General features: G+C 33.5%; 36 protein-coding genes and 1 pseudogene. All 37 read left to right on the top strand.

The genetic code is table 11. From position 1 onward, the window contains the following. Window positions 1-264 precede the first annotated feature (264 nt). A complete protein-coding gene (locus tag AW729_RS02785; RefSeq protein WP_112123663.1) occupies window positions 265-1,752 on the top strand; it encodes an acetyl-CoA carboxylase biotin carboxylase subunit in 1,488 nt (495 codons plus the stop codon). Window positions 1,753-2,433: 681 nt separating this feature from the next. Further along, window positions 2,434-3,462: a hypothetical protein gene (locus AW729_RS02780; RefSeq protein ID WP_112123662.1), complete on the top strand. Its 1,029-nt coding sequence runs from the start codon at window positions 2,434-2,436 to the stop codon at window positions 3,460-3,462. Window positions 3,463-3,474: 12 nt separating this feature from the next. Next, window positions 3,475-4,629, top strand: a complete 1,155-nt coding sequence (locus AW729_RS02775) for a Coenzyme F420 hydrogenase/dehydrogenase, beta subunit C-terminal domain (protein ID WP_112123661.1) — start codon at window positions 3,475-3,477, stop codon at window positions 4,627-4,629. Window positions 4,630-4,649: 20 nt separating this feature from the next. After that, on the top strand, window positions 4,650-5,048 hold the full coding sequence (locus AW729_RS02770) for a hydrogenase iron-sulfur subunit (protein ID WP_112123660.1): 399 nt from the start codon (window positions 4,650-4,652) through the stop codon (window positions 5,046-5,048). 344 nt (window positions 5,049-5,392) lie between these two features. Then, window positions 5,393-6,211 carry a putative RNA uridine N3 methyltransferase gene (locus tag AW729_RS02765; RefSeq protein ID WP_112123659.1) on the top strand — a complete coding sequence of 273 codons (819 nt, stop codon included), beginning with the start codon at window positions 5,393-5,395 and terminating at the stop codon, window positions 6,209-6,211. Between the two features lie 64 nt (window positions 6,212-6,275). Further along, window positions 6,276-7,289: a 50S ribosomal protein L3 gene (gene rpl3p, locus AW729_RS02760; RefSeq protein WP_112123658.1), complete on the top strand. Its 1,014-nt coding sequence runs from the start codon at window positions 6,276-6,278 to the stop codon at window positions 7,287-7,289. A gap of 18 nt (window positions 7,290-7,307) precedes the next feature. Beyond that, a complete protein-coding gene (rpl4p, locus tag AW729_RS02755; protein WP_112123657.1) occupies window positions 7,308-8,102 on the top strand; it encodes a 50S ribosomal protein L4 in 795 nt (264 codons plus the stop codon). A gap of 5 nt (window positions 8,103-8,107) precedes the next feature. After that, window positions 8,108-8,368, top strand: a complete 261-nt coding sequence (locus tag AW729_RS02750) for a 50S ribosomal protein L23 (protein ID WP_112123656.1) — start codon at window positions 8,108-8,110, stop codon at window positions 8,366-8,368. A gap of 24 nt (window positions 8,369-8,392) precedes the next feature. Beyond that, window positions 8,393-9,118 (top strand): 50S ribosomal protein L2, encoded by a 726-nt coding sequence (locus AW729_RS02745; RefSeq protein WP_112123655.1) that lies wholly within the window; start codon window positions 8,393-8,395, stop codon window positions 9,116-9,118. Between the two features lie 12 nt (window positions 9,119-9,130). Continuing rightward, window positions 9,131-9,541, top strand: coding sequence for a 30S ribosomal protein S19 (locus AW729_RS02740; RefSeq protein ID WP_112123654.1), 411 nt, complete (start codon window positions 9,131-9,133; stop codon window positions 9,539-9,541). Window positions 9,542-9,558: 17 nt separating this feature from the next. Next, window positions 9,559-10,023, top strand: coding sequence for a 50S ribosomal protein L22 (locus AW729_RS02735; protein ID WP_112123653.1), 465 nt, complete (start codon window positions 9,559-9,561; stop codon window positions 10,021-10,023). 6 nt (window positions 10,024-10,029) lie between these two features. Beyond that, window positions 10,030-10,764, top strand: a pseudogene (locus AW729_RS02730) (30S ribosomal protein S3); the annotation flags it as partial. Window positions 10,765-11,021: 257 nt separating this feature from the next. After that, a complete protein-coding gene (gene rpmC, locus AW729_RS02725; protein WP_112123651.1) occupies window positions 11,022-11,228 on the top strand; it encodes a 50S ribosomal protein L29 in 207 nt (68 codons plus the stop codon). A 7-nt stretch (window positions 11,229-11,235) separates the two neighbouring features. Next, window positions 11,236-11,541 (top strand): stress response translation initiation inhibitor YciH, encoded by a 306-nt coding sequence (gene yciH / locus AW729_RS02720; protein ID WP_112123650.1) that lies wholly within the window; start codon window positions 11,236-11,238, stop codon window positions 11,539-11,541. A 78-nt stretch (window positions 11,542-11,619) separates the two neighbouring features. After that, entirely contained in the window at window positions 11,620-11,901 is a 282-nt protein-coding gene (gene rnp1, locus AW729_RS02715) for a ribonuclease P protein component 1 (protein ID WP_112123649.1), read from the top strand. A 4-nt stretch (window positions 11,902-11,905) separates the two neighbouring features. Next, window positions 11,906-12,223, top strand: a complete 318-nt coding sequence (locus AW729_RS02710) for a 30S ribosomal protein S17 (RefSeq protein ID WP_112123648.1) — start codon at window positions 11,906-11,908, stop codon at window positions 12,221-12,223. 5 nt (window positions 12,224-12,228) lie between these two features. Continuing rightward, window positions 12,229-12,627: a 50S ribosomal protein L14 gene (gene rpl14p / locus AW729_RS02705; RefSeq protein ID WP_112123647.1), complete on the top strand. Its 399-nt coding sequence runs from the start codon at window positions 12,229-12,231 to the stop codon at window positions 12,625-12,627. A gap of 10 nt (window positions 12,628-12,637) precedes the next feature. Beyond that, the gene (gene rplX, locus AW729_RS02700) at window positions 12,638-12,991 is read left to right on the top strand and encodes a 50S ribosomal protein L24 (protein ID WP_112123646.1); all 354 of its coding nucleotides are present in this window, start codon (window positions 12,638-12,640) and stop codon (window positions 12,989-12,991) included. Window positions 12,992-12,993: 2 nt separating this feature from the next. Next, window positions 12,994-13,719, top strand: a complete 726-nt coding sequence (locus tag AW729_RS02695) for a 30S ribosomal protein S4e (RefSeq protein WP_112123645.1) — start codon at window positions 12,994-12,996, stop codon at window positions 13,717-13,719. Between the two features lies 1 nt (window position 13,720). Beyond that, entirely contained in the window at window positions 13,721-14,227 is a 507-nt protein-coding gene (locus tag AW729_RS02690) for a 50S ribosomal protein L5 (RefSeq protein WP_112123644.1), read from the top strand. 3 nt (window positions 14,228-14,230) lie between these two features. Further along, window positions 14,231-14,383 (top strand): 30S ribosomal protein S14, encoded by a 153-nt coding sequence (locus AW729_RS02685; protein ID WP_204355192.1) that lies wholly within the window; start codon window positions 14,231-14,233, stop codon window positions 14,381-14,383. Window positions 14,384-14,402: 19 nt separating this feature from the next. Further along, window positions 14,403-14,795: a 30S ribosomal protein S8 gene (locus tag AW729_RS02680; protein WP_112123642.1), complete on the top strand. Its 393-nt coding sequence runs from the start codon at window positions 14,403-14,405 to the stop codon at window positions 14,793-14,795. A 14-nt stretch (window positions 14,796-14,809) separates the two neighbouring features. Continuing rightward, complete coding sequence (locus tag AW729_RS02675; RefSeq protein ID WP_112123641.1) at window positions 14,810-15,361, top strand: 50S ribosomal protein L6; 552 nt, start codon at window positions 14,810-14,812, stop codon at window positions 15,359-15,361. A gap of 7 nt (window positions 15,362-15,368) precedes the next feature. Next, window positions 15,369-15,713 (top strand): 50S ribosomal protein L32e, encoded by a 345-nt coding sequence (locus AW729_RS02670; RefSeq protein WP_257791409.1) that lies wholly within the window; start codon window positions 15,369-15,371, stop codon window positions 15,711-15,713. 96 nt (window positions 15,714-15,809) lie between these two features. Continuing rightward, on the top strand, window positions 15,810-16,268 hold the full coding sequence (locus AW729_RS02665; RefSeq protein ID WP_112123639.1) for a 50S ribosomal protein L19e: 459 nt from the start codon (window positions 15,810-15,812) through the stop codon (window positions 16,266-16,268). A gap of 3 nt (window positions 16,269-16,271) precedes the next feature. Next, window positions 16,272-16,853 (top strand): 50S ribosomal protein L18, encoded by a 582-nt coding sequence (locus AW729_RS02660; RefSeq protein WP_112123638.1) that lies wholly within the window; start codon window positions 16,272-16,274, stop codon window positions 16,851-16,853. Next, complete coding sequence (locus AW729_RS02655) at window positions 16,850-17,533, top strand: 30S ribosomal protein S5 (RefSeq protein WP_112123637.1); 684 nt, start codon at window positions 16,850-16,852, stop codon at window positions 17,531-17,533. Before AW729_RS02660 ends, AW729_RS02655 begins: the two co-directional genes overlap by 4 nt. A gap of 14 nt (window positions 17,534-17,547) precedes the next feature. Continuing rightward, a complete protein-coding gene (rpmD, locus tag AW729_RS02650) occupies window positions 17,548-18,006 on the top strand; it encodes a 50S ribosomal protein L30 (RefSeq protein ID WP_112123636.1) in 459 nt (152 codons plus the stop codon). A gap of 14 nt (window positions 18,007-18,020) precedes the next feature. Next, window positions 18,021-18,458 (top strand): uL15m family ribosomal protein, encoded by a 438-nt coding sequence (locus AW729_RS02645; protein ID WP_112123635.1) that lies wholly within the window; start codon window positions 18,021-18,023, stop codon window positions 18,456-18,458. Window positions 18,459-18,505: 47 nt separating this feature from the next. Next, window positions 18,506-19,855 (top strand): preprotein translocase subunit SecY, encoded by a 1,350-nt coding sequence (gene secY, locus AW729_RS02640; RefSeq protein ID WP_112123634.1) that lies wholly within the window; start codon window positions 18,506-18,508, stop codon window positions 19,853-19,855. A 56-nt stretch (window positions 19,856-19,911) separates the two neighbouring features. Further along, window positions 19,912-20,469: an adenylate kinase gene (locus tag AW729_RS02635; protein ID WP_112123633.1), complete on the top strand. Its 558-nt coding sequence runs from the start codon at window positions 19,912-19,914 to the stop codon at window positions 20,467-20,469. A 14-nt stretch (window positions 20,470-20,483) separates the two neighbouring features. Further along, window positions 20,484-21,020, top strand: a complete 537-nt coding sequence (locus AW729_RS02630) for a DUF106 domain-containing protein (RefSeq protein ID WP_112123632.1) — start codon at window positions 20,484-20,486, stop codon at window positions 21,018-21,020. A gap of 111 nt (window positions 21,021-21,131) precedes the next feature. Further along, window positions 21,132-21,401: a 50S ribosomal protein L34e gene (locus AW729_RS02625; RefSeq protein ID WP_112123631.1), complete on the top strand. Its 270-nt coding sequence runs from the start codon at window positions 21,132-21,134 to the stop codon at window positions 21,399-21,401. Further along, complete coding sequence (gene cmk / locus AW729_RS02620; protein WP_112123630.1) at window positions 21,398-21,922, top strand: (d)CMP kinase; 525 nt, start codon at window positions 21,398-21,400, stop codon at window positions 21,920-21,922. The genes AW729_RS02625 and cmk overlap by 4 nt, the downstream gene beginning before the upstream one ends. A 9-nt stretch (window positions 21,923-21,931) precedes the next feature. Continuing rightward, window positions 21,932-22,153 carry a 50S ribosomal protein L14e gene (locus AW729_RS02615; RefSeq protein WP_112123629.1) on the top strand — a complete coding sequence of 74 codons (222 nt, stop codon included), beginning with the start codon at window positions 21,932-21,934 and terminating at the stop codon, window positions 22,151-22,153. A gap of 503 nt (window positions 22,154-22,656) precedes the next feature. After that, on the top strand, window positions 22,657-23,523 hold the full coding sequence (locus AW729_RS02610) for a zinc ribbon domain-containing protein (RefSeq protein WP_112123628.1): 867 nt from the start codon (window positions 22,657-22,659) through the stop codon (window positions 23,521-23,523). A gap of 62 nt (window positions 23,524-23,585) precedes the next feature. Continuing rightward, window positions 23,586-23,921, top strand: a complete 336-nt coding sequence (locus AW729_RS02605) for a DUF2085 domain-containing protein (protein WP_112123627.1) — start codon at window positions 23,586-23,588, stop codon at window positions 23,919-23,921. Window positions 23,922-24,352: the final 431 nt, after the last annotated feature.

Genomic DNA, 24,352 nt, shown 5'->3' with positions numbered 1-24,352 from the left:
ATTTTTGGTGATGAATTTAATAAGATGAATAATCACTCAATCTATTGATATTATATTATATCACATTTTTATTAAAGATATCTTTTTTCTCTTGAAAAAATTCTCATCCAATTATAGTTAACCGGGAAGCATGGGTCTTGTTAAAATTTTTCAATAAATTAATTTAAGATAAATTATATTTATCAATAAATAAAAAATATAATATAGAAAGACTAAGATAATAAATGAAATTTTTTTACTTTAATAAATTAATGGAGTACAATAATGTTTAAAAAAGTATTGGTAGCAAACCGTGGTGAAATAGCCATACGTATTATGCGAGCATGTAAAGAACTAGATATTGAAACCGTAGCAATATATTCGGATACTGATGAAAAAGCATTATTTACAATGTATGCTGATGAAGCGGTACCTTTAGGTTCATCAATTCTGGCTGACAGTTATTTGAATATCGATAAGATTATTGCAATAGCAAATGAATTGGGCGTAGATGCAATACACCCAGGATATGGATTCTTATCCGAAAACTGCAAACTCGGTGAAGAATGTGCTAAAAATGGTATAACATTAATTGGTCCACGTAAAGAAGCGATAGAAGCTATGGGGGATAAGATCACATCCAAACAGCTCATGATAGAAAATGGAGTTCCAACAGTTCCCGGAGACAAAGAACCTATAGAAGATATAGAATTGGCTAAACAAAAAGCACGTGACATAGGTTATCCAGTCATAATCAAATCATCCGCCGGTGGTGGAGGAATTGGTATGAGGACGGTTTATGATGAGGAAGAACTTCCTCGTGCTATAGAATCAACCCAAAACATTGCACAGTCAACCTTCGGTGATGGAACCGTATATATTGAAAAGTACATTGAAAGACCAAGACACATAGAATTCCAAGTATTGGCAGATAACTATGGTAATACCATACACGTGTGTGATAGGGAATGTTCCATTCAGAGAAGACATCAGAAGTTAATCGAAGAGGCACCATCACCTATCATGACCGATGAATTAAGGGAAAAAATGGGTGCATCAGCCATTAAGGCCGCAAAAGCAGTAAACTATAACAGTGCAGGTACTGTTGAATTCATGTATTCCAACGGTGAATACTACTTCCTTGAGATGAACACAAGGATTCAGGTGGAACATCCGATTACCGAGGTAATTACAGGTATAGATTTAGTTAAAGAACAGATTAAGATAGCTGCTGGTGAAGAGTTATCCATTAAGCAGGAAGATATAGGTGTTACAGGTCATGCCATTGAATGCCGTATAAATGCAGAAGATCCGTTGAATGAATTTGTACCAACACCTGGTAAGATTGTAGGTTATCGTTCTCCAGGTGGTATTGGTGTAAGGATGGATAGTGGGGTATACACTGGTTATACCATTCCGTCAATTTATGATTCAATGATTTCAAAGCTGATTACATGGGGTGCTGATAGGGATGAGGCCATTGCCAGAATGCAAAGGGCTTTATATGAGTTTATCATTGTAGGTATTCCAACGACAATCCCATTCCATAAGGCACTTATGAAGAATAAGAATTTCAGGGATGCTAAATTACACACCGGATTTATTGAAGAGAATAAACAGGATTTATTAATGGAAATTGAGAAGGTTATTGAAGAGGATAAGGAGCATGAAAAAATCATGCAGGGAGCATTCCTACCACCTAAAAAAGTTGCTGCCATAGCCACCAGTGTAAATGAATATATGAATAGAATAAGGGAAGATCAAGAACAGTAATCCTTTTTTTATTGTTTTTTTTCATTATTTCTTTTTTTAAATCTTCAATAAAATTTAAAAGTGATGTTGTTTTACCAGATGATCTAATTCCTGCAATGGCTTTAATAAAATCCTTATTTTTTTAGTTTTCTCTATTTTAAATATAATTGTCTTTTTATCATTCCTATACATTCATTATAAACCACTGCATATATCTTTTTTTAGAGCTTTGTTTTGCCAAATTTAGGAATAAATAAAAAAAATTGCTAAACGGTGTCTATTTTTTATATTTTTATAAATGGCTATCTGATATTATTTATTCATTAATAGTTATTGTTGGAAAATTGAATTTTTTGTCGTTTAGTGAATTTTACACAAAAACTATCTTAACCGGACAGTATTGTATCCATATATTCTTTTTTTGTGAGCTTTTCTTTTATTGTTGTATCATACTTGAATTTTTTATATTAATAAAATATTTTTAAAAATTATTAAATATAATGATTAATAATAACATTTATATATAATTAATGATTAATTATTATTAAATATTAATAAAAATTCATTTTTTTATCAATATCGATTTTAATCAAGAAAGAGATTAAAAAAAATAATTATAAAATGTATAAAAATTATTTAAATTTTTTAAAATCTTTTTATAATCAAAAAAGAATTTTAAATACATATAATAGGTGAATTCGAATGCTAAAAATTAATCACACAATATGCCCTAAATGCAGCATTGGTTGTGGTATAAATCTAATAAGTAACGATGGATTTATAGTAGGGATAAATCCATTCAAAAATCATGAGATAAATGAAGGCAAAAACTGTAAGAACTGCATTGATTATATTAACAAACTATCCGAAAATACAATCAAGGCATTTGACTATACAAAAACTATTGAAGACATCAAAGAAAAGATAAACACTATAGATAATGATAAGATAACTATAATAACCTCCGGAAATTGTGATGATAAAACATTAGATAGTATAATTGATTTTACAAAGCAAAACAAATATAACCTCCTGACATATGAATATAACTTTTCAAAAATAGATTCTGAAATTCTATCAACATATGATGAAATAGAAAAGGCAGAACAAATCATAACAATAGGCGACATATACAGAAATAATTCCTTAATAGCCAGAAGAATCATACACGCACAACAAAACAACGCACAGACAATTAATATCCACACAGAAAATAACCTGACAGGATACAACAGTGATGAATTCATTAAGATAGATTCCTATGATACGATTGATGAAGTAATCAAATCAATTGGACTAAAGGATAACTCAATAATCATAATAAATCAAATTGATACAAACGAAAACTATGAAAAAGTAATCGGCTTAGTTAATGATAACAATATTAAGCTACTGCCATTGCTCAAACATCCAAACAGTTATTCGTCACTGCAAAAAATCAATCCTTCTTCAGTTGATGAAATAAACACAACAATCAGCAACTCAGAATTAATCATATTCATCAATGAAAATCCATGTGAATACCTGGATGAAAAAGTACTTGAAAATAAGGACGTGATTTCATTTACCGAGGATGACACTTCACTTGGTTTGTCAGTACCTATACGCTTATGGTGTCAGGATGAAATGTCATTTACCAATTCAATGGGTACAACCCAAACATATCCTGATGCAATACAGGATGATGATAATAACTTGAAGACTGTAACGCAAATACTTGAATTAATATAAGTGGTGGGAATAATGAAATATTTACAAATCAAATCAACAAATGAGGATATTTTAGAAAACTGTGAAAATGGTGGAGCAGTAACTTCACTACTGCTAAGTCTACTGGAAGAGGATATGGTGGATGGAATATTAAATGTCAAGAAAAATGATAGCGTCTATGACGGAATGCCAAGTTACATCACCACCAAGGATGAACTGCTGGAAACATCAGGTTCACTTCACTGTGCACCGATAATGACTGCGGATATCATTGCCAAGTTTCTCAAAGATCAGACAATTGCGGTCACAACAAAACCATGTGATGCAATGGCAATAGATGAAATACTTAAAAGACATGGACTCAACAGGGATAACCTCTACATGATAGGATTAAACTGTGGAGGAACCGTAAGTCCACTGGTAGCTGAGAAGATGGTTGAACTGTTCTATGATGTTAATCCGGATGATGTCGTTTCAGAGGAAATCAATAAGGGTATGTTTATCATAGAATTGGCAAACGGTGAAGAAAAAAGTGTGAAAATAGACGACCTTGAACTTGAAGGATACGGAAGACGAAAAAATTGTCAAAGGTGTGAACTTAAAATACCACGAAAAGCGGATGTTGCCTGTGGAAACTGGGGTTCAAGCAAGGGATATACATTCGTTGAAATCAACACTCCACGGGGTGAAGAACTTATACAAAATGCAATAGACAAGGGATATATTGAAGTTAAGGAGCCATCCGAAAAACAGATAACAATACGTGGCAAAGTGGAAAACGTAATGAAGAAGATGGCTAAAAAGGCACAGAAAAAACAACTTGAAACAGAATATCCTACTCCCGAGGAGTTTAACAAAATTCTTACCCGATGTATTAAATGTTACAGATGTCGTGACGTATGTCCTGTATGTAACTGCAGGGTATGTTCCTTAGAAAGAGACTTCTTTGAAGAAAAACCGACTGATAAGCCTGATCCGTTATTGATGCATGGATTAAGAATGGGACATATGGCATTTAGCTGCATTAACTGTGGTCAATGTGAAGATGTATGTCCTATGGAGATACCATTAGCCAAGCTATACCAGAAGGTTCAGTTAAAGTATAAAGAGGATACGGGCTATATTGCTGGAGTCAGTCCGGATAAGGCACCTATGTACAGTAAATTGAAAGAGGAAATAATTGAATAATTAGTCAGGGGTTATGTTTTATGGATGAATCAAACAAGGAAATTAAAATTATAGGCTTTTGCTGCAATTGGTGTTGTTATGGTGGAGCGGATAATGCAGGTACAGGACGTATGAGTTATCCTCCAAATATAAGAATCATCAGGGTAATGTGTTCAGGTAGGATAAATTCCGACATGATTTTCAAGGCATTTCATGATGGTGCCGATGGAGTCTTTGTAGGCGGATGTCATATCGGTGATTGTCATTATGATGCGGGTAATTATAAATGGCGTAGACGTGCACGTATGATAAGGTTTATTCTTGATGAAATGAATATTGATCAAAGAAGATTTAAATATGAATGGGTTTCAGCTTCGGAAGGTTCAAAGTTCCAGAGATTAATGAATGAATTTTATGAAGAACTATCCGAGTTGGAATGAATCCATCCTAATTTCACCATTTTCTTTTTTAATTTTATTTAACTTTTAATCAACTGTATTTTATCATATTAACATGATTACAGTAGAGATTTATTATAATTTTTAGTATGGGAAAATTATTTTACTTATTTTATACATACAAATATATAAAGTTATCTTAAAATTTTAATGTTTATGATATTTTTCATATCGGAAATTTTTTGATAATCCATGATAAAAATAACTAGTTTTAATGCCTAATAATAGGTAAGTATATATATTGTTGTAAAGTAATATATAATATAGTATTCCAATTCATAACTTCTTCCTAAAACTTTTATAGGTTTAAGTACAAACTTTTAAATATGGAGAAATTATCAATATTTGTGCCAAACAGTTTTTTGGCAGAATCAAAAGATTCAAAAGTTAGAACGTATAAAGTTGGATTAATCGGAAGATATGCTGCTTTATTTAGAGCAGACAATATTGTTATTTACAATGATAATTCAGATGGTGGCTCAAGAGAGGATGCTTTGTATATGAAGACCATTCTTGAGTATATGAATACGCCGCAATACTTGCGAAAGCAGGTGTTCCCGATTTCAAACCAGCTGAAGAATGTAGGAATACTTCCACCGCTTAGGACACCACATCATCCATCGTCTGAGGATGTCAAGATTGGCGACTACAGACAGGGATTGACAACAAAACGTGTTCGTAAGGGCACTATGGTCGATATTGGTGTCGGCCGTCTTGCATTATGTAAAGAAAAGCTAAGCGTGAATAAAGTACTGAGTTTTCGTATAGAGAAATTTGGTAAAGAAATATTAATTGAACCTGATAAACCGGAAAATGTTTATTGGGGATATGAGACAATAACTAGTGACAGTAACCTCTCTGAAAGCATAACCATGATGAAACAAAAACCTGACTTGGTTATTGGAACATCAAAATATGCTCCTACTATTAACTCTATTTTACCAGAGGTTCAATCCAGTATCAATCAAGCTCAACATGTTGCTATTTTATTTGGTGGCCCATATTCTGGAATTAACACCATGATAAATGAACGTAAGTTAGATTTTGTGCTTAATACTATTTGTAGTCAGGGTACTGAAACTGTAAGGACTGAAGAGGCAGTAGCTAGTACTTTATCAATTATAAATGCTTTAAGAAACATGTAGTACTTTATAAAGTGACGTAAATAACAACATAAAAAATTTTTTGTAAACAAAAGGAGAAAATAACATGACTAGACATCACCAACCAAGAAAAGGATCGGTTGCATTCAGTCCTCGTAAAAGAGTGGCTAGAGAAACACCTCGTGTTAGTACCTGGCCTGAAGTAGAGGAAACTGGAATACTCGGATTCGCAGGATACAAGGTGGGTATGACCCACGTGACGGCTCTGGATTCTAGAAAAGGTTCTCCAACAGAAAACATGGAACTTGCAGTTCCAGTTACAATATTAGAGGCACCACCTTTAGTAGTGTTGGGAATTAGAGCTTACACAAAAACAACATATGGATTAAAAACATTAACCGATGTACTTGCAAATGATAATTTAGATGATGAATTATCAAGAAAAATATCAATTCCTAAATTTGAGGACATAGAACCTAAATTAGAAAATTTAAGAAACAGAATTGATGAAATTGATGAAATTCGAGTTCTAGTTCACACTAAACCAAAACTTACCAGTGTGCCTAAGAAAAAACCAGAAGTACTTGAATTCGGAGTAGGTGGAAAATCTGTAGAAGATAAACTCGAATATGCAATAAGTGTTCTCGGTCAAGAAATTACACCTAAAGATGTATTTGAAGAAGGAGAATTCACTGATGCAATAGCAACCACCAAAGGTAAAGGAGTTCAAGGACCTGTTAAAAGATTCGGTGTTAGAATTCAATATGGTAAAGCAGCACGTAGTGGTATAGAAAGACACGTCGGTTCAATCGGACCATGGACACCTAACCGAACTATGTGGACAGTCGCAATGGCTGGTCAAATGGGTTACCATAAAAGAACAGAATATAATAAAAAACTCCTAAAATTAGGAGATGCATCTGAGGTTGACTTAGTAAACCCAGATGGTGGATTTGTAAAATATGGTTTCATAAAAAACAATTACATAATGGTTAAAGGTTCATTACCAGGACCATCAAAAAGATTAGTTGTTTTAAGAAAAGGAGTTAGAAACGCAAGTAAAGACCCTACAGCTCCGGAAATATCTTACATAAGCACAGCTTCAAAACAGGGAGTCTAGATTTAAAGAGTGATATATATGGCAAAAGTTAACGTTTATTCAATTAAAGGCGAAGTAACTGGCGAAATTGAGCTCCCACAAATATTTGAAGAAGTATACAGGCCAGATGTAATTAAAAGAGCAGTAATCTCTATGCAGACTGCTAGAATTCAACCATGGGGTTCAGACCCAATGGCCGGTAAAAGAACTACTGCAGAATCATTTGGTTCAGGTAGAGGAGCAGCAATGGTACCTCGTGTAAAAGGTTCAAAACATCCAGCAGGATCAAAAGCAGCATTCGTACCTCAAGCAATTGGAGGTAGAAAAGCTCACCCACCACGAGTAAATACAATTTACCATGAAAAAATAAACAGAAAAGAAAGAATCTTAGCAATTAGATCTGCAATAGCTGCTACAGCTAATAAAGAATTAGTTGAAAAAAGAGGACATCAAATTTCTAATTTAGAACAAATACCATTCGTTATTGATGATGAATTAGAAACTGTTAAAACAACTAAAGAAACCAGAGAAATCTTCAAAGACTTAGGTATTATGGATGATATCCTAAGAGCTAAAAAAGGAAGAAAAATCAAATCTGGTAAAGGAAAACTTAGAGGAAGAAAATACAGAACACCTAGTGGTCCTTTAGTAGTTGTAGGTAATGACCGTGGAATAAGCTTAGGAGCAAGAAATCATGCAGGAGTCGATGTTGTAGAAGTAAACAATGTTAACGCTGAGTTACTTGCACCAGGAACACACGCAGGAAGATTAACTATTTATACCAAATCTGCAATTGAAAAACTTGGAGATTTATTCCAACAAAATAGGAGTTAGTTATTATGGATCCATATTCAGTAATAATAAAACCACAATTATCAGAAAAAACCATGAATGACATATATGACAATAATAGAATAGCATTTGTGGTTCACCGATCTGCTAATAAAAGAGTTATAAAACAAGCTTTTCAAGAACTATACGAAGTAGAAGTTCTTAAAATAAATACTCATATTACTCCTAGAGGAGAAAAAGTTGCATCAATTCAATTAAAAGATTCAGATGCCGCTGAGGATATTGCAGTTAGAATGGGAGTATTCTAATTATAATTGACTAGGAGGATTATTATGGGAAAAAGATTGATTATACAAAGAAGAGGTCGAGGAACTCCAACATACCGTAGTTCATCTCACAGATTCCGAGGGAAAGTATCATACAGATCATATGATGCTTATGAAAAAGACGGTAGTATCAAAGGATTAGTAACTGATATTATCCATGATCCTGGAAGATCAGCACCTGTTGCAGTAGTAAAATTCGAAAATGGTGAAGAAAAATTAGTTCTAGCACCAGAAAGTATAGCAATAGATGATGAAATAGAATACGGTGTATCCGCACCAGTTCAACCAGGAAACACATTACCATTAAGTGAAATTCCTGAAGGAACTCCAGTTTATAACATAGAAAATAACCCTGGAGACGGAGGAAAATTCGTTAGATCATCAGGTACATATGCTTCATTAATTACCCACGATGTAGGTAAAGCAATGATTGAATTACCATCTGGTGAATTAAAAGCATTCAACCCTAACAGTAGAGCAACAGTCGGTGTAGTTGCTGGTGGAGGAAGAAAAGATAAACCATTCCTTAAAGCTGGTAACAGATATCACGCACTCAAAGCAAAAGGTAAGAAGATGATGACTGTTAGAGGTGTAGCGATGAACGCAGTAGACCACCCACACGGTGGAGGTAACAGACAACACCCAGGAAGACCAACAACAATTTCAAGACATGCACCTGCAGGAAGAAAAGTTGGTTCTATAGCAGCTAAACGTACTGGTAGAAGACGATAAGGAGGCACTTAATTGGCTCGTAAAATATTTAAATTTAGAGGATATACACTTGAAGAGCTTCAAGAAATGTCCCTTGATGAAGTAATTGAATTATTACCATCAAGACAAAGAAGATCTCTCAAGAGAGGATTCTTACCTGAACAAGAAAAAGTTCTAAACAGAATCGAAAAAGTTAAGAATATCGAAAATAAAAGTGGAAAACCAATAGTTATCAAAACACATTGTCGTGATATGATTGTACTTCCTAATATGGTAGGTTTAACATTTGGAATTTATAATGGTCAAGATTTCGTAGAAGTAACAATACAACCGGAAATGATTGGATGCTACTTCGGTGAATTCGCACAAACCAGATCAAGAGTACAACACGGAGACCCAGGTATGGGTGCTACAAGATCATCAATGTTTGTTCCACTTAAATAAATAAGGAGAAGATTTGTATGGCAAAGAAAAATACTTATTCATACCAAGCAAAAGAAGATGAAAAAATTGCTAAAGCATCAAGTCATGGTCTTAAAATTTCTCCTAAACATTCAGTGGAAATATGTAGAACTATTCGTAATATGTATTTAGAAGATGCAAAAGCATACTTAGAAGATGTTATTGCTAAAAAAGCAGTGGTACCTTTCAAAAGACACAACAAAAAAGTTGGTCACAGAAGTGATTTAAAAGGATGGCCTTCTGGTAGATACCCTGTTAAAGCAGCAGCTGCAATTTTAAAAGTTATAGAAAACGCAGAAGCAAATGCAGAAAATCAAGAATTAGATGTAGAAAACCTTAAATTAATTCATGTATCTGCTAACAGAGGGTTTATTATAAGAGGTTGGACTCCAAGAGCATTTGGAAGAGCAAGCCCATCAAATACACCTACAACACATATACAAGTCGTATTGGGGGAGGCTTAAGTACACATGATTGAAAAAGATTTCGTAAAAGAAGGATTAAAAAGAACAAGAATCGATGAATATCTTGAAACCAAACTCGAAAGAGCAGGTTACGGTGGAATGGATATTCAAGTAACACCAGCAGGTACAATTATTCTTGTTTACGCTGAAAAACCAGGAATGGTTATAGGTAGAGGTGGAAAAACCGTCAGATCTATAACAAAAACACTCAAAAATGATTTCGACTTAGAAAACCCACAAGTTGAAGTTAAAGAAGTGGAAGTTGCTGAATTAAACCCTAGAATAATGGCAAATAAAATTTCTTCAATGTTAGAAAGAGGAATGCACTTCAGAAGAGTAGCATACTCCATAATCAGAAGAATCATGGGTGCTGGTGCTCAAGGTGTAGAAGTAACAATCAGTGGTAAAATAAGAGGTTCACGTTCCGCATGTGCTAAATTTAATGAAGGTTACATTAAAAAATGTGGAGAACCATCAACCAAACACGTAAAAGAAGGATTTTCTACAGCTCAATTAAAACCTGGAGTACTTGGGGTATACGTAAGAATCATGCCTCCTGAAGTAGTATTACCTGATTACATTGAAATATCCGAACCAACCGAAAGTGACGCTGTTAAAGCAGAAACAACTACCGAACAAGCACAGGAAACTGAAATTGTTGAAGAGGTTACCGGTGAAGATATTTTGGATGAAATTTCTGAAGAAACTGAAGCAGAAGAAATTACAGAACAAGATGAAGATTCAAGTTTTATAAAAGAAGCAGTTAAAAAATTTGAAGAAGATGTTGTTCCTAAAATCAAAGATGGTATTGACCATTTATCCGAAGAGGAAGAAAAAGTTTACAATATGATTCTAGAAAAAGACGAAGTTTCTTTCATGGATTCAGAAAGCTTTTCCAAATTAAAAGATACAGTGGAAAAAATTCATCTTAGATTACACAAATCTGAGGAATAATAATAAGGGCATTGAAACCTTAAATGAATAATGAGGTATTACTTATGGTTATTTTAAGAAGCAAAGAACTAAGGAACTTAAGCCCTACAGATTTAGAAGCTAAATTAAATGAGTTACATGCTGAATATAACACATTAATTAGTAAAGGATCTGTATCAGGTGTAGATAATCCTGGTAAAATCAGAGAAACTAGAAGAACTATTGCCCGTGTTCTTACTATAATTAATGAAAACAAACAACAGGGAGAATAAAATAGAGATGAAAATCTGTGAAATATGCGGTCTTCCAGAAGATCTATGTGTATGCGAGGAAATTGCACGTGAAGTACAAAAGGTAAAAGTTTACACTGTACGTCGTAGATTCGGTAAGTTAATGACTATCGTTGAAGGTATCGATGAACATGATATAGATGTACGTGAATTAACCAAAACCTTAAAGTCAAAATGTGCATGCGGAGGTACTTCCAAAAAAGGTCAAATTGAACTGCAAGGTGACCACAAACGTAAAGTAAAAGAAGTACTTGCTGGTATGGGTTTTTCCTCAGATACTATAGAGATAAAATAGGTTCAACCTTTGGGAAGATTTGAAGATAATCAATAATATTAATTATTGAAAGGGAAACAAATTCAGATGTGAAGTTTTATGATAACTCCACAAAATGTATTCCGACATGAACTTATAGGACTTACTGTTGAAATAACTGACAGTAGTCATAAGCCATTTGTGGGAATGAAAGGAACTGTAATTGATGAAACTCGTAACACCATTACAGTAGAAACAAATGATACTGAAAAGATGATACCTAAGGATAATGTCATATTCTTGTTTACATTACCTGACGGTTCACAAGTATCGATAGATGGGAAAGTTATTGTAGCCCGACCTGAAGACCGGATAAAGAAGAAATTTAAAAAAATTAGGTGAAAATATGGTAGGCATTAATGTTAAAGAACCAGAAAATGAATGTCATGATCCTAACTGTCCATTTCATGGGGAACTCCCTGTAAGAGGCCAAGTTATAGAAGGCATAGTTACAAGTGATAAGGCAGATAGGACTATTACTGTAGAAAGAAGTTTCTATAAATTTATTAAGAAATTTGAAAGATATGAAAAAAGAAATTCTAAAATACAAGCACATAAACCAGATTGTCTTGATGTGAAAGTTGGAGATTCTGTTAAAATTGCAGAATGCAGACAACTAAGTAAAACTAAACATTTTGTGCTAGTAGAAGTTAAAGGAGAATAAATAAAATGAAAGCAATTACATCAAAAGTCTCCAAGTCCCTTCCAATCGGTGCTAGATTAAAATGTATTGATAACACCGGAGCACGAGAAGTTGAAATTATTTCAGTAAAAGGATTTAAAGGAGTAAGAAGAAGACTTGCTACAGCTGGTGTAGGTGACATGGTAGTAATTTCCGTTAAAAAAGGAACTGCTGACATGAGAAGAGAAGTAACAACCGCTGTTGTTGTACGCCAGAAAAAAGAATACAGAAGAGCAAACGGTCTGAGAGTTAAATTTGAAGATAATGCTGCTGTAATCATTACCGAAGATGGAGTATTAAAAGGTTCAGAAATCAGAGGACCTATAGCTAAAGAAGCTGCTGATATCTGGCCTGCAATTGGTAGTGCTGCAAGTATAATTGTATAAAGGTGGAATTATGTCAAAACAACCAAGAAAACAACGTAAAGCTTTATATACAGCACCATTACACAAACGTCATGACTTGATGAGTGTACATCTTTCCGAAAGTCTAAGAGACCAGTTCAATAAAAGATCATTCCCTGTAAGAAAAGGAGATGAAGTTTTAATTGTACGTGGTGACTTCAAAGGAACAGAAGGTAAAGTAGAAAAAGTAGATCTCAAAAACTACCGTGTAATGGTAGATGGTGCATCAAGCCAGAAACAAGATGGAACAAAATTATACCAACCAATTCACCCATCAAATTTAGTAATTACTGAACTTTACTTAGATGATGAAAGAAGGAATAATGCATTAAATAGGAAGGCATAAATATGGCAAATATGGGATCAAGAAAACACTTAAAAAGATTTAAAGCACCTAAAATGTGGCCTATTCATGTAAAAGAAGAAACATGGACAACTAAACCTAGTGCAGGTCCACACGCACTTGATAAATCTATACCATTAGTAATGGTTTTAAGAGATATCTTAGGTGTAGCAAACAATGCTCGTGAAGCAAAAATAATCTTAAACAATGGTGAAGTATTAGTAGATGGTACAGCAAGAAAAGACCACAGATTCCCAGTAGGATTTATGGATGTTATTTCAATTCCTAAAATCAACAAATACTACAGAATCTTACCTGACTATAAAGGTAGATTAGTACTTCATGAAATTGATGAAAAAGATGCTGACTTCAAATTAGTAAGTATTGAAAACAAAACCACAATCAAAGGTGGAAAAACTCAATTAAACTTACATGACGGTAGAAATGTTGTTACAGAAGATGAATATAAAACAAGTGACGTTTTATTATTAAGCATCCCTGAACAGAACATCAATGATTCAATCAAATTTGAAGAAGGAGCATTAGCTTTAATTACTGGTGGTAACCACATAGGTGAATTAGGTACAATCAAAGAAATTACCATCACAAAATCATCAAAATCAAACACTGTATTAATGGAAACTGATGAAGGTTCATTCTTAACCTTAGCAAGATACGTATTTGTTATAGGTCAGGATAAACCTGTAATATCATTATTAGGAGATGACTAATATGAATATTATGGAAAAACCTAGAATACAAAAGGCAACCGTTAACATTGGTGTAGGTGAAGGTGGAGAAAGATTAACAAGAGCTGAAAGTTTATTAACCAGCCTTGTAGATCAACAACCAGTTAGAACATACTCAAAAGTTACAAACCCTGAATTTGGTATCAGGAAAAAACAACCAATAGCATGTAAAGTAACTTTAAGAGGAGAAAAAGCTGAAAAAATTATATCAATGGTTTTAAACGGTTTAGAAAATAGAATAAAAGCTTCTCAATTTGATAAAGAAGGTAATGTATCCTTTGGTATTAGAGAACACATTGATATTCCAGGCGTAAGATACGACCCTGATATAGGAATTTTTGGTATGGACGTTTCAGTAACCTTTGAAAAACCTGGTCACAGAATCAAAGACAGAAGATTAAGACCTAAAAAAATACCAAAACATCAAAGAGTTACTCCAGAAGAAGCAATGGAATTAATGAAAGAAAAATTCCAAGTTACTATTGAATAGAAGGTGAATATTTTGCCAAGAAAATATGGGAAAGCAGCAAGAAAATGTACTCGATGTGGAGATCATTCAGCAATTGTAAGAAGATACGGATTAAATCTTTGTCGTCAATGCTTTAGAGAAATAGCTCCAAAAATCGGATTTAAAAAATATAACTAAATAAAGGAGTGTTTATAGAATGACTCTTATGGATCCTCTTGCAGATGCTTTAACAAATATCAGAAACAATGAGTTACAAGGTAATGATACATGCGTTATCAAACCTGCATCAAAACTCATAGGATATGTATTAAGCACAATGCAGAAGGAAAATTATATAGGAAATTTTGAATTAGTAGATGATGGAAAAGCTGGCTACTTTAATGTAGAATTAGAAGGTAACATCAACAAATGTGGTGTTATAAAACCTCGTCACGCAGTTAAAAACGATGAGTTCGAAGACTTCGAAAAAAGATATTTACCAGCTAAAAACTTTGGAATATTAATAGTAACAACACCACAAGGTGTAATGACTCACCACGAAGCTAAAGAAGCAGGCGTTGGTGGAAGATTATTAGTATATGTATATTAAATTTAGGTGAAAACATGGTTAAATTATCAAATATAACAGAGACAATCCCCGTCCCTGAAGATGTTACCGTAACCATAGATGGTAACGATGTAACAGTTAAAGGAAACGGAGGAGAATTAACAAGAAACTTCAACCATAATAAAATAGCCATAAGCCAAGATGAAGAAAATGTTATCGTAAGCGTAGCATTTCCTAACAAAAAAGATAAGGCTATGGTAGGAACAATTAGATCACACATATCTAATATGATTTATGGTGTAAAACATGGTTTTACTTATAAAATGAAAATCGTCTATGCTCACTTTCCAATGACTGTAAAAGTTAAAGGAAATACCATAACAATTGACAACTTCCTCGGTGAAAGAAGTCCACGTCTAGCAAAAATAATCGGTGATGTTAAAGTGCAAGTCAAAGGTGAAGACGTAACTTTAACAGGTATAAACAAGGAACATGTCGGTCAGACAATGGCTAACATTGAACAGGCAACAAAAATTAAAAGACGGGATCCTCGTGTATTCCAAGACGGAATATACCTAGTGGATAAAACTCAGGAAGAAATAGAATAGATATATTTTGAGAGGAAGTACAATGACTAAAAAACCAACCTTCAAAAGACAAGAATATTGGAGATATAAAAAACTTGGTGATAGTTACCGTAGACCTAGAGGTAAACTAAGTAAAAGACGACGATACCAAGCAAGAAAACCTGCAATGGCTAGAGTAGGATTCAGATGTCCTAAAGCTAACAGAGGATTACATCCATCAGGTTATAAAGATATATTAGTTGAAAACGTCGACCAAATCAAAGCTTTAAATCCTGAAACTGATGCAGCAAGAATTGGTGCAACAGTAGGAAAAAGAAAAAGACAGTTAATTGTAGCAAAAGCTCAAGAAATAGGGGTTAAAGTATTAAATTAAGTTTATTAAAAATGGAGTCTTATGGTCTTATGGACTGTGGATACATTTAATGATACTTAATTAATTTATTTATTTATATTATTGAGGAGGATTTTTATGAATCTTACTACACAGAAAAAATTAGCTGCAAAGATTCTTAAAGTAGGGGTTAACAGAGTTTGGATAGACCCTGAACACATGGAAGAAGTATCCAGAGCAATTACAAGAAATAGTGTTAGAGCTTTGATTAATGATGGAGTCATCAAAGCAAGACCTGCTACTGGAATAAGCAGTTACAGAAGCAAAAAGAATGCTGAACAAAAACGTAAAGGAAGAAGAAGAGGCCATGGAAGTATCAAAGGGGCAAAACATGCAAGAACTCCTAAAAAAGAAGCATGGATGAGTACCATTCGTTCTTTAAGAGTTGTTCTCAAAGATATGCGTGCTAATGATGAAATTGATAGAACTACATACCGTAAATTATATAACATGGCAAAAGGTGGATCATTCAGAAGTAAATCATACATGAAAACTTACGCAAAAGACCACGGAATGTTAAAACAAACGGGGGAATAGAAAGTGGCACGAGGAGCAACATATAAAGTTCAATTCAAAAGAAGAAGAGAAGGTAAAACTAATTATAACAGAAGATATAAATTAGTGGATCTTGACAAAACAAGAATGGTTGTTAGAGTTACATCAAACCACACTATTGTCCAATTAATTAAAGTAGGAGCTAATGGGGATGAAACATTAGTATCAGCTACATCAAAACAATTAAAAGACTACGGATGGTTAGGTAACGGTAAAAACACGTCTGCTGCTTATCTTACCGGATACTTATTCGGTAAAAAAGCTCTCTTAGAAGACTACGATGAAACCATTTTAGACATTGGATTACAACCATCCATCAAAGGTACTAAAATATACGCAGTTTTAAAAGGAGCACTTGATGCTGGTTTATGGATACCTCACAATGAATCAATTTTACCAGATGATTCAAGAATCAGAGGAGAACACATAGCCCAATACGCTGAAAGTATGGATGATGAAGAAAGAAACGCAAAATTCGCAAATTACATTAGATGTGGATTATCTCCAGTAGAAATACCAGATCATTTTGATAGCGTTAAAAATAAAATAGATGAGGCAACACAATGAGCAAAAGATCAAATAGATCAAACAATAAAAACTCTCCGGCTAAGTTCAATGTGGAAAATTGGATTCCAAAAACCGAACTTGGACAGAAAGTTAAAGATGGCGAAATAACTGATATTGATCAAATATTAGAAAAAGGCCTTCCAATAATGGAAATTGAAATTGTTGACGCACTATTACCAGATCTTGAAGAAGAAGTTATGGATGTTAACCTTGTTCAAAGAATGCACAAATCTGGTAGAAAAGTTAACTTTAGAGTAATTGTAGCTGTAGGAAACAGAAAAGGATATGTCGGATTAGGAGAAGGTAAATCTCAGGAAGTAGGTCCGGCTATCAGAAAAGCTGTTGACAATGCAAAACACAACATCATCAAAGTAAGAAGAGGTTGTGGAGATTGGGGTTGTGTTTGTGGAAGAAAACACACAGTACCTTTCAAGATTGAAGGTAAAATGAGCAGTGTAAACGTTACCCTTATTCCAGCACCTGGAGGTGTAGGACTTGCAGTAGGTAACGTGGGTAAAACCATCCTATCACTTGCAGGTATAGCAGATGTATGGTCAATGACCAGAGGTCAAACTCAAACCACAATCAACTTTGCACGTGCAATATTTGATGCACTTAAAAAATTGTCAAGTGTAAAATCAAGCGAACAGGATCTAAAGGCTCTTGGAGTATTAGATTAGATTGAGGTGTAAATATGTATGCAGTTACAAGAATTCGTGGAAGAACAGGAATCAAAAGAAAAATAGCTGACAATCTTGACATGTTAAACCTTACAAGAATCAGCCATTGTGTACTCATTCCGGAAACACCTAGTTACAAAGGAATGTTACAAAAAGGTAAAGATTACATAACATGGGGAGAAATTTCTGAAGAAACTCTAATAAAATTAGTATCAGAAAGAGGAAGACTTCCTGGTAACAAAAGAGTTACTGATGAGTATGTTCAAGAAAACACTGACTATTCTACAGTTGAAGAAATGGCTGTAGCTATATTCAATGAAGAAACAACACTCAAAGAATGTGGTTTAAAACCATTATTCCGTTTAAACCCACCTAGAAAAGGATATGAAGGCACTAAAAAATCCTTCAATGAAGGTGGCTCCCTTGGTTACAGGTCAGAAAATATTAATGAATTACTCTTAAAAATGATCTAATTGCAGGTGTTAAAATGATTAGGAAAACAAGAAAAATCAGAAAACTACGAGGTTCAAGATCTGTCGGTGGAGGATGTACTAAGAAAAGAAGAGGTGCAGGACACCGTGGAGGTCGTGGACAAGCAGGTGGAAACAAACATCACTGGACTTGGATGGTCATAAACGATCCTAACCACTTTGGTAAATATGGATTTAAACGTCCTCAAAAAACTATCCAAAAATTCAAGGCTATCAACCTATCATTCATTGACAATGAAATCCAAAAATTCCTAGCAGAAGATATAGCTGTAGAAGAAGATGGACAAATTGTTTTAGATGTTACTGAATTAGGATACAATAAAGTATTAGGTAAAGGTAATTTATCTACTTCAATGGTAATTAAATCACCTATGTTTTCAAAAAGTGCAATAGCTAAAATTGAAGAAGCCGGTGGTGTAGCAGAAATTATATAAGCAAATTTCTGTAACAGTTAGATAATATCTAATCCATAGGGGAAATTATGTCAGCACTAGACAGTATAAAACCATTTTATTCTATCCTACCCCAAGTTACAAATCCTGAAAGAAAACTTGGATTCAAAGATAAATTAAAATGGACAGGAATCATATTAGTGTTATACTTCATACTTACTGAAGTATCACTATACGGTCTTAGCCCTACGGCTATAGATCAATTCGCACAGTTAAGATCAGTAATGGCAGGTAGCTTCGGTTCAATACTTACCTTAGGTATTGGTCCAATAGTTACAGCATCAATTGTAATGCAGTTATTAGTCGGTGGTAAGCTGATTGATTTAGATTTATCTACTCAGGAAGATAAAGCTGCATTCCAAGGAACACAAAAATTATTAGCAATTATCTTCACATTGTTTGAAGGAGCGGTACTTGTACTAACAGGTTCACTCCCTCCAATCAGTGGAGACTATACTTTAATACTCATAATTCAGATGGTATTAGGTGGAATTATCATCATCTACTTGGATGAAGTAGTAAGTAAATGGGGATTCGGTAGTGGTATCGGATTATTCATTGCTGCAGGAGTAAGCCAGCAAATATTAGTTGGAGCATTAAACTTCCTACCAGCAACCGGTTCATCAGTACCGGCAGGTAGAATACCAAACTTCATTTATTCACTCATGACAGGACAACCACAGTTTAACTTACTGATACCTGTAATAGCTACAATCGTAGTATTCCTGGTTGTAGTATATGCTGAATGTATGAGAGTTGAAATTCCATTATCCTATGGTGGAGTAAAAGGAGCAAGATCCAAATATCCTTTAAAATTTGTATATGCAAGTAACATGCCTGTTATATTAACAAGTGCATTACTATTAAATGTACAATTATTTGCAGGATTATTCCAATCAGCAGGATTTCCAATATTAGGGGAAGTATCACAGGGTCAGGCAATAAGCGGTATAGCTTATTACTTAACAACACCTTCAAATATTTCCATACTAGTAACTGATCCATTGAAAGTGTTAATATACGGAATTGTATTTATAGGACTTTCAATACTATTTGCATTGCTATGGGTAGAAATAAGTGGTATCGGACCGGATAAAGTGGCAAATCAATTGTCAAACATGGGTGTTCAGGTACCTGGTTTCAGAAGTAGTAAAGTGCAATTCAAAAGAATACTTAACAAATACATCCCAACCATCACTGTATTAGGTGGTGCATTCGTAGGTTTACTTGCATTTGCAGCAGACCTGACCGGTGCATTAGGTGGAGGTACTGGTGTACTTCTTACTGTAGGTGTTGTTTACAAGTTATATGAGGAAATAGCTAAGGAACAGCTGATGGATGTAAATCCAATGTTAAGAAGATTCTTAGGAGATGAATAGGTTTAAAACCATTCACTCCTTTAATAAAATATAGAGAAATTATTGAAGTGATAATGATGAACATAGTAGTACTTGCAGGTATACCTGGTACAGGTAGTACAACTGTATTAAATGAAGTATTAAAAAAAGTAGATTATGTTAACATCAATTATGGAAATGTAATGTTTGATATTGCAAGTGAAAAAGGTTTAGTGGAAACACGTGACGACATGCGTAAACTAAATCCTGAAATACAAAAAGACGTGCAAAAACAAGCAGCTGAAAGAATCCATAAAATGGCAGAAAACGATAATGTTATCATCGATACCCATTGTTCAATTAAAACACCAAAAGGTTTCCTACCTGGATTACCAATATGGGTTTTAGAACAACTACAACCGACACAATTCATATTGGTTGAAGCAGACGCCAGTGAAATCATGTACAGAAGAATGACTGATGATACCCGTGTACGTGACATGGAGTATACAGATGAAATAGACTTACATCAATCAGTGGCAAAATCAACGGCTATGAGTTATGCGGTGCTAACCGGTGCAACAGTGGCTATAGTACAAAACCACGACAACGGTTTGGATGATGCAGTATCTGAAATTGTTGATATTTTATCATAATGTGGAGTATAGACATGTCTTATCTCGATTCAATATTAAATCCAATTATAGCAATTGATCCTAATCCATCAAATCCATTGATAACGGTATTAATAATTGCGGCATTAATTGCATTTTTTATAGTAATTCTTCAGAAATTACTTATAGATTATGATAAAATGGAAGAAATACAAGGTGAAATGAAAGAGTTGCAGAATGAATTACGACAGGCTCAAAAGTCAGGTGATCCAAAGGCATTGGCTAAGGTTCAGAAAAAACAGATGGACTTCATGCCTAAACAAAAGGATTTAATGACTATGCAGTTTAAGCCTACACTAATTACCATGATACCTATATTACTTGTATTCTATGGTATGGTGGGTAATCATACAATTAGCCATATGGTAATAAACATATCACAGTCACAATATTACCTATTGCTAATGCCTATCTGGAATATCTTCTGGACTCAAGCAAATCCGTTGACCATCAATTTCTTTGGATGGTACATCTTATGCTCATTTGCTTTTTCATTTGTATTCAGAAGACTACTCGGTTTAAAAACCGTATAGTTTAATAATATTTAATAGTATCTTAGGATATATACTACATTAGATATTAATATTAAGTTAAAGGGGCAAAATTACTAAACTTAATAAGATTGATTAAATAGGAGGACTAATATGACTGCACCAAGATATAGAACAGGAACATTCAAAAAACGAGCTAAAAGAGTTCCTGGAGGAAGAAGAGTAGTACATTACAATAAGAAGAAACCTTCAAAACATGTATGTGCAAAATGTGGTAAAGTTTTAGATGCAGTACCACGTGGAAGACCATATGAAATTAGGAAATTATCCAAAAACCAAAGAAGACCTAACAGACCATATGGTGGAAATTTATGTACCAACTGTACTAAACAGTTATTCAAAGAAGAGGCAAGAAAATTATGATTATTACTATAGGTGGACTTGCAGGAACAGGAACGTCTACAGCGGCTATTAATCTATCTGAAAAATTAGACATTCCTTACATTTCTGCAGGGGATGTTTTTAGGAAAATGGCGGTTGAATATAATATGGACTTACTTGAATTCAGCGAGTTTGCTGAAGGTAATGATGATATTGACAAAGCCCTTGATAAAAGGCAGGCCGAGATGGCCGCCGAAGCTGACGATTTAATTGTTGAAGGACGTATATCGGCACACTTTGTTGATGCCGATTATCGTATATGGCTCATGGCTCCGGATAACATTCGTGCAGAACGTATCAGTTACAGAGAAGCTAAAAGCATAGATACGGTTAATCGTGAGATTAAAGAAAGAACAGATAGTGAAAGAAAAAGATACAAGGAAATTCATGGTATTAACATTGATGACTTGTCATTATATGATATAGTCATCAACACGGATACCTTTGATTCTGAAGCTACTGTTAACATTATTATAAATTGTATTAAAGAAAAAAATAAATAGGTGAGAAATATGCCAGCAATAGAAAAAGGAAGAGTATGTGTTAAAATCGCAGGAAGAGAATCTGGGAAAAAATGTGTTATCGTAGACGTTATTGATGAAAACTTCGTTGAAATCGTTGGAAATGAAGTTAAAAACAAAAGATGTAACATCAAACACTTAGAACCAGTGGATGCAACTGTTGAAGTATCAGATGATATTGAAGCAGTTAAAGAAGCTTTAGCTAACTTATAAGTATAAAGCTTTTTTATCACTTACTTATTTTTTAAACCTTTACTTTTTTTTTACTTTTTTTCTTAATCATTAATTCTTATATATTCACTTATATTTTACTTGAAAATAACCTTTCTTTTCACGAATTTTTAATGAAATTATAATTTTACCTCATCTACATATTCTGGGTTAATCGCTAGCAGAATTATTCGAAATGATGTGAAAAATACATTGCTTTATCTTATCCATTATTATTTCAATACTCAATAGTTCATCCATTATTTTATTGTAGCCATTTTCAATAATTATCATGGAAAGAATTTGAAGTATTTGTTTTTGGAAATCTCAAGACCCAACACAAATATCATAAAACAATATTTATAATATAAAAAATATAATCAAGAATATAAGATTAACGATTTAATTTAATATTTGTAAAGATATTAAGTTGGAGGTTAATTTTATGATAATATAACTTTAATTTATTAATTAAATTTAGCCTACAAGAGGGTTTTGGTGATAATATGATTAAATGTTTAAACTGTGGATCACTGAATGAGGATGATGATAAATTTTGTTCCGAATGTGGACAACAGTTAACCACTTCCGGTATAGGTGATTTCCAGCAGCAAAATTATAATCAGCGAGGACAAAATGATCCACGACGTATCGATGAACAGGAACATACTTTCAATCAGCCAAAAGTCAATACCTCCCAGGGTATTGACCAACCACGGGGACAAAATGATCCACGACGTATTGATGAAGAAAAACATACTTTCAATCAGCCAAGAACAAACAGATTGCCGCCAATCAATAATAACCAGCAGGTAAATAATCAACCTCAGGTAAACAGTCAACAACAAAGTACTAATCAAAATACCGGTAAATCGGGCGGTTCAATGTTGGATAAAATATCAAATTTATCACTACCTATAAAGATTATAGGAGTAATCCTATTATGTTGTATTGGTATATTGATAGTTGGTAGCCTTATGGGTGGTATTTCCGATAAAGGTTCATTATCTACCAGTAGTGATTCTGGATATAACACCACCGGAAACATTTTAAGTTCATTCAACAAGGCAGACTGTAAGGAAATTAATTATAAGGAATTAAATAAGAATCCGGACAAATATTATGGAGATAATATAAAACTTCGGGGTAGAATTATGCAAATATCCGAAGGAAATAGTGGTGGTAATTACCTATTGATGTATGTAAATGACCAATATGATCAACTGGCTTATGTTGAATATTATAATGATACAAACTTCGTTGAAGACGATTGGGTAACTGTTTATGGTGTTTGTGGTGGCAGTTATTCATATACAACCAAAATAGGTGGTAGTAATACTGTTCCTTCAGTATATGGATCCATTCTTGAATAAATTTTTAAAATTTCCCTTTCAATTATTTTTTTTTTAACAGAGATTATATTAATGGGATTATAATGAATTTTTTAAATTTAATATGTCACAGAAAACCTGAACGTTCATTCTTTATTAGAGGACATCAGTTTCCACTTTGTGCCAGATGCACAGGCTTCTATACAACCATGATACTATATACAGTCTATGCATATCATGTTCCAATAGTCTACACACCCGAATACGTATTATTCGGTATCTTATTATGTATTCCTACTGTCTTGGATGGAACGACTCAGTTGTTTGATTTCCGACACAGCAATAACTATTTAAGATTATCGACTGGACTTTTAGGTGGTATTGGACTGATGATAATCATTAAATTCTTAAAATTAATAATTTTGACCTATGTTCTATAGACTTCTTATTATATTCTTTTTCTATTAACCGATTGTGGACAATATTATTTTTTTTAGTTTTGTAATTTTCTTTTAATAATCCTTTTGTTTTTAATATTGATGTAGTTTTTGTGTTATGGGATTGTCTTAGCATTTTTTTGTATTTTATTGAGGATGTGCGACAACTCTCATTGAAGACTAATCTTTTTTATTATTTTTACGTATTTATTTTTTATTTTATTATAATGGAGTGTGCAAGAATTATGAAATTATCATATCTTGTCATTCGATGCTACGTCCTATCTAATCAGTTGTTCTATTTTTCAATTTTAAAATAATTAATAGTCCCATATTTGCTTGTTCTTTTAGTTTCCATGATAGATATTTTTAATATATTTTGTAGTGTCGTTAAGTTAGTATATATTGGGTGATTTTGTATTGTAAACAGTAAA

This window comes from Methanosphaera sp. BMS (assembly GCF_003268005.1).
In the GTDB taxonomy this organism is placed as follows: Archaea; Methanobacteriota; Methanobacteria; order Methanobacteriales; family Methanobacteriaceae; genus Methanosphaera.
Note: the sequence above shows the minus strand (reverse complement) of the source record. Positions and strands in the feature narration are given on the sequence as shown.

What these genes read in the sequence shown, in the direction of transcription:
- AW729_RS02785 (WP_112123663.1), top strand. Translation starts at nt 265, where the DNA reads ATGTTTAAAAAAGTATTGGTAGCAAACCGTGGTGAAATAGCCATACGT.
- AW729_RS02780 (WP_112123662.1), top strand. Translation starts at nt 2,434, where the DNA reads ATGCTAAAAATTAATCACACAATATGCCCTAAATGCAGCATTGGTTGT.
- AW729_RS02775 (WP_112123661.1), top strand. Translation starts at nt 3,475, where the DNA reads ATGAAATATTTACAAATCAAATCAACAAATGAGGATATTTTAGAAAAC.
- AW729_RS02770 (WP_112123660.1), top strand. Translation starts at nt 4,650, where the DNA reads ATGGATGAATCAAACAAGGAAATTAAAATTATAGGCTTTTGCTGCAAT.
- AW729_RS02765 (WP_112123659.1), top strand. Translation starts at nt 5,393, where the DNA reads ATGGAGAAATTATCAATATTTGTGCCAAACAGTTTTTTGGCAGAATCA.
- rpl3p (WP_112123658.1), top strand. Translation starts at nt 6,276, where the DNA reads ATGACTAGACATCACCAACCAAGAAAAGGATCGGTTGCATTCAGTCCT.
- rpl4p (WP_112123657.1), top strand. Translation starts at nt 7,308, where the DNA reads ATGGCAAAAGTTAACGTTTATTCAATTAAAGGCGAAGTAACTGGCGAA.
- AW729_RS02750 (WP_112123656.1), top strand. Translation starts at nt 8,108, where the DNA reads ATGGATCCATATTCAGTAATAATAAAACCACAATTATCAGAAAAAACC.
- AW729_RS02745 (WP_112123655.1), top strand. Translation starts at nt 8,393, where the DNA reads ATGGGAAAAAGATTGATTATACAAAGAAGAGGTCGAGGAACTCCAACA.
- AW729_RS02735 (WP_112123653.1), top strand. Translation starts at nt 9,559, where the DNA reads ATGGCAAAGAAAAATACTTATTCATACCAAGCAAAAGAAGATGAAAAA.
- rpmC (WP_112123651.1), top strand. Translation starts at nt 11,022, where the DNA reads ATGGTTATTTTAAGAAGCAAAGAACTAAGGAACTTAAGCCCTACAGAT.
- yciH (WP_112123650.1), top strand. Translation starts at nt 11,236, where the DNA reads ATGAAAATCTGTGAAATATGCGGTCTTCCAGAAGATCTATGTGTATGC.
- rnp1 (WP_112123649.1), top strand. Translation starts at nt 11,620, where the DNA reads ATGATAACTCCACAAAATGTATTCCGACATGAACTTATAGGACTTACT.
- AW729_RS02710 (WP_112123648.1), top strand. Translation starts at nt 11,906, where the DNA reads ATGGTAGGCATTAATGTTAAAGAACCAGAAAATGAATGTCATGATCCT.
- rpl14p (WP_112123647.1), top strand. Translation starts at nt 12,229, where the DNA reads ATGAAAGCAATTACATCAAAAGTCTCCAAGTCCCTTCCAATCGGTGCT.
- rplX (WP_112123646.1), top strand. Translation starts at nt 12,638, where the DNA reads ATGTCAAAACAACCAAGAAAACAACGTAAAGCTTTATATACAGCACCA.
- AW729_RS02695 (WP_112123645.1), top strand. Translation starts at nt 12,994, where the DNA reads ATGGCAAATATGGGATCAAGAAAACACTTAAAAAGATTTAAAGCACCT.
- AW729_RS02690 (WP_112123644.1), top strand. Translation starts at nt 13,721, where the DNA reads ATGAATATTATGGAAAAACCTAGAATACAAAAGGCAACCGTTAACATT.
- AW729_RS02680 (WP_112123642.1), top strand. Translation starts at nt 14,403, where the DNA reads ATGACTCTTATGGATCCTCTTGCAGATGCTTTAACAAATATCAGAAAC.
- AW729_RS02675 (WP_112123641.1), top strand. Translation starts at nt 14,810, where the DNA reads ATGGTTAAATTATCAAATATAACAGAGACAATCCCCGTCCCTGAAGAT.
- AW729_RS02665 (WP_112123639.1), top strand. Translation starts at nt 15,810, where the DNA reads ATGAATCTTACTACACAGAAAAAATTAGCTGCAAAGATTCTTAAAGTA.
- AW729_RS02655 (WP_112123637.1), top strand. Translation starts at nt 16,850, where the DNA reads ATGAGCAAAAGATCAAATAGATCAAACAATAAAAACTCTCCGGCTAAG.
- rpmD (WP_112123636.1), top strand. Translation starts at nt 17,548, where the DNA reads ATGTATGCAGTTACAAGAATTCGTGGAAGAACAGGAATCAAAAGAAAA.
- AW729_RS02645 (WP_112123635.1), top strand. Translation starts at nt 18,021, where the DNA reads ATGATTAGGAAAACAAGAAAAATCAGAAAACTACGAGGTTCAAGATCT.
- secY (WP_112123634.1), top strand. Translation starts at nt 18,506, where the DNA reads ATGTCAGCACTAGACAGTATAAAACCATTTTATTCTATCCTACCCCAA.
- AW729_RS02635 (WP_112123633.1), top strand. Translation starts at nt 19,912, where the DNA reads ATGAACATAGTAGTACTTGCAGGTATACCTGGTACAGGTAGTACAACT.
- AW729_RS02630 (WP_112123632.1), top strand. Translation starts at nt 20,484, where the DNA reads ATGTCTTATCTCGATTCAATATTAAATCCAATTATAGCAATTGATCCT.
- AW729_RS02625 (WP_112123631.1), top strand. Translation starts at nt 21,132, where the DNA reads ATGACTGCACCAAGATATAGAACAGGAACATTCAAAAAACGAGCTAAA.
- cmk (WP_112123630.1), top strand. Translation starts at nt 21,398, where the DNA reads ATGATTATTACTATAGGTGGACTTGCAGGAACAGGAACGTCTACAGCG.
- AW729_RS02615 (WP_112123629.1), top strand. Translation starts at nt 21,932, where the DNA reads ATGCCAGCAATAGAAAAAGGAAGAGTATGTGTTAAAATCGCAGGAAGA.
- AW729_RS02610 (WP_112123628.1), top strand. Translation starts at nt 22,657, where the DNA reads ATGATTAAATGTTTAAACTGTGGATCACTGAATGAGGATGATGATAAA.
- AW729_RS02605 (WP_112123627.1), top strand. Translation starts at nt 23,586, where the DNA reads ATGAATTTTTTAAATTTAATATGTCACAGAAAACCTGAACGTTCATTC.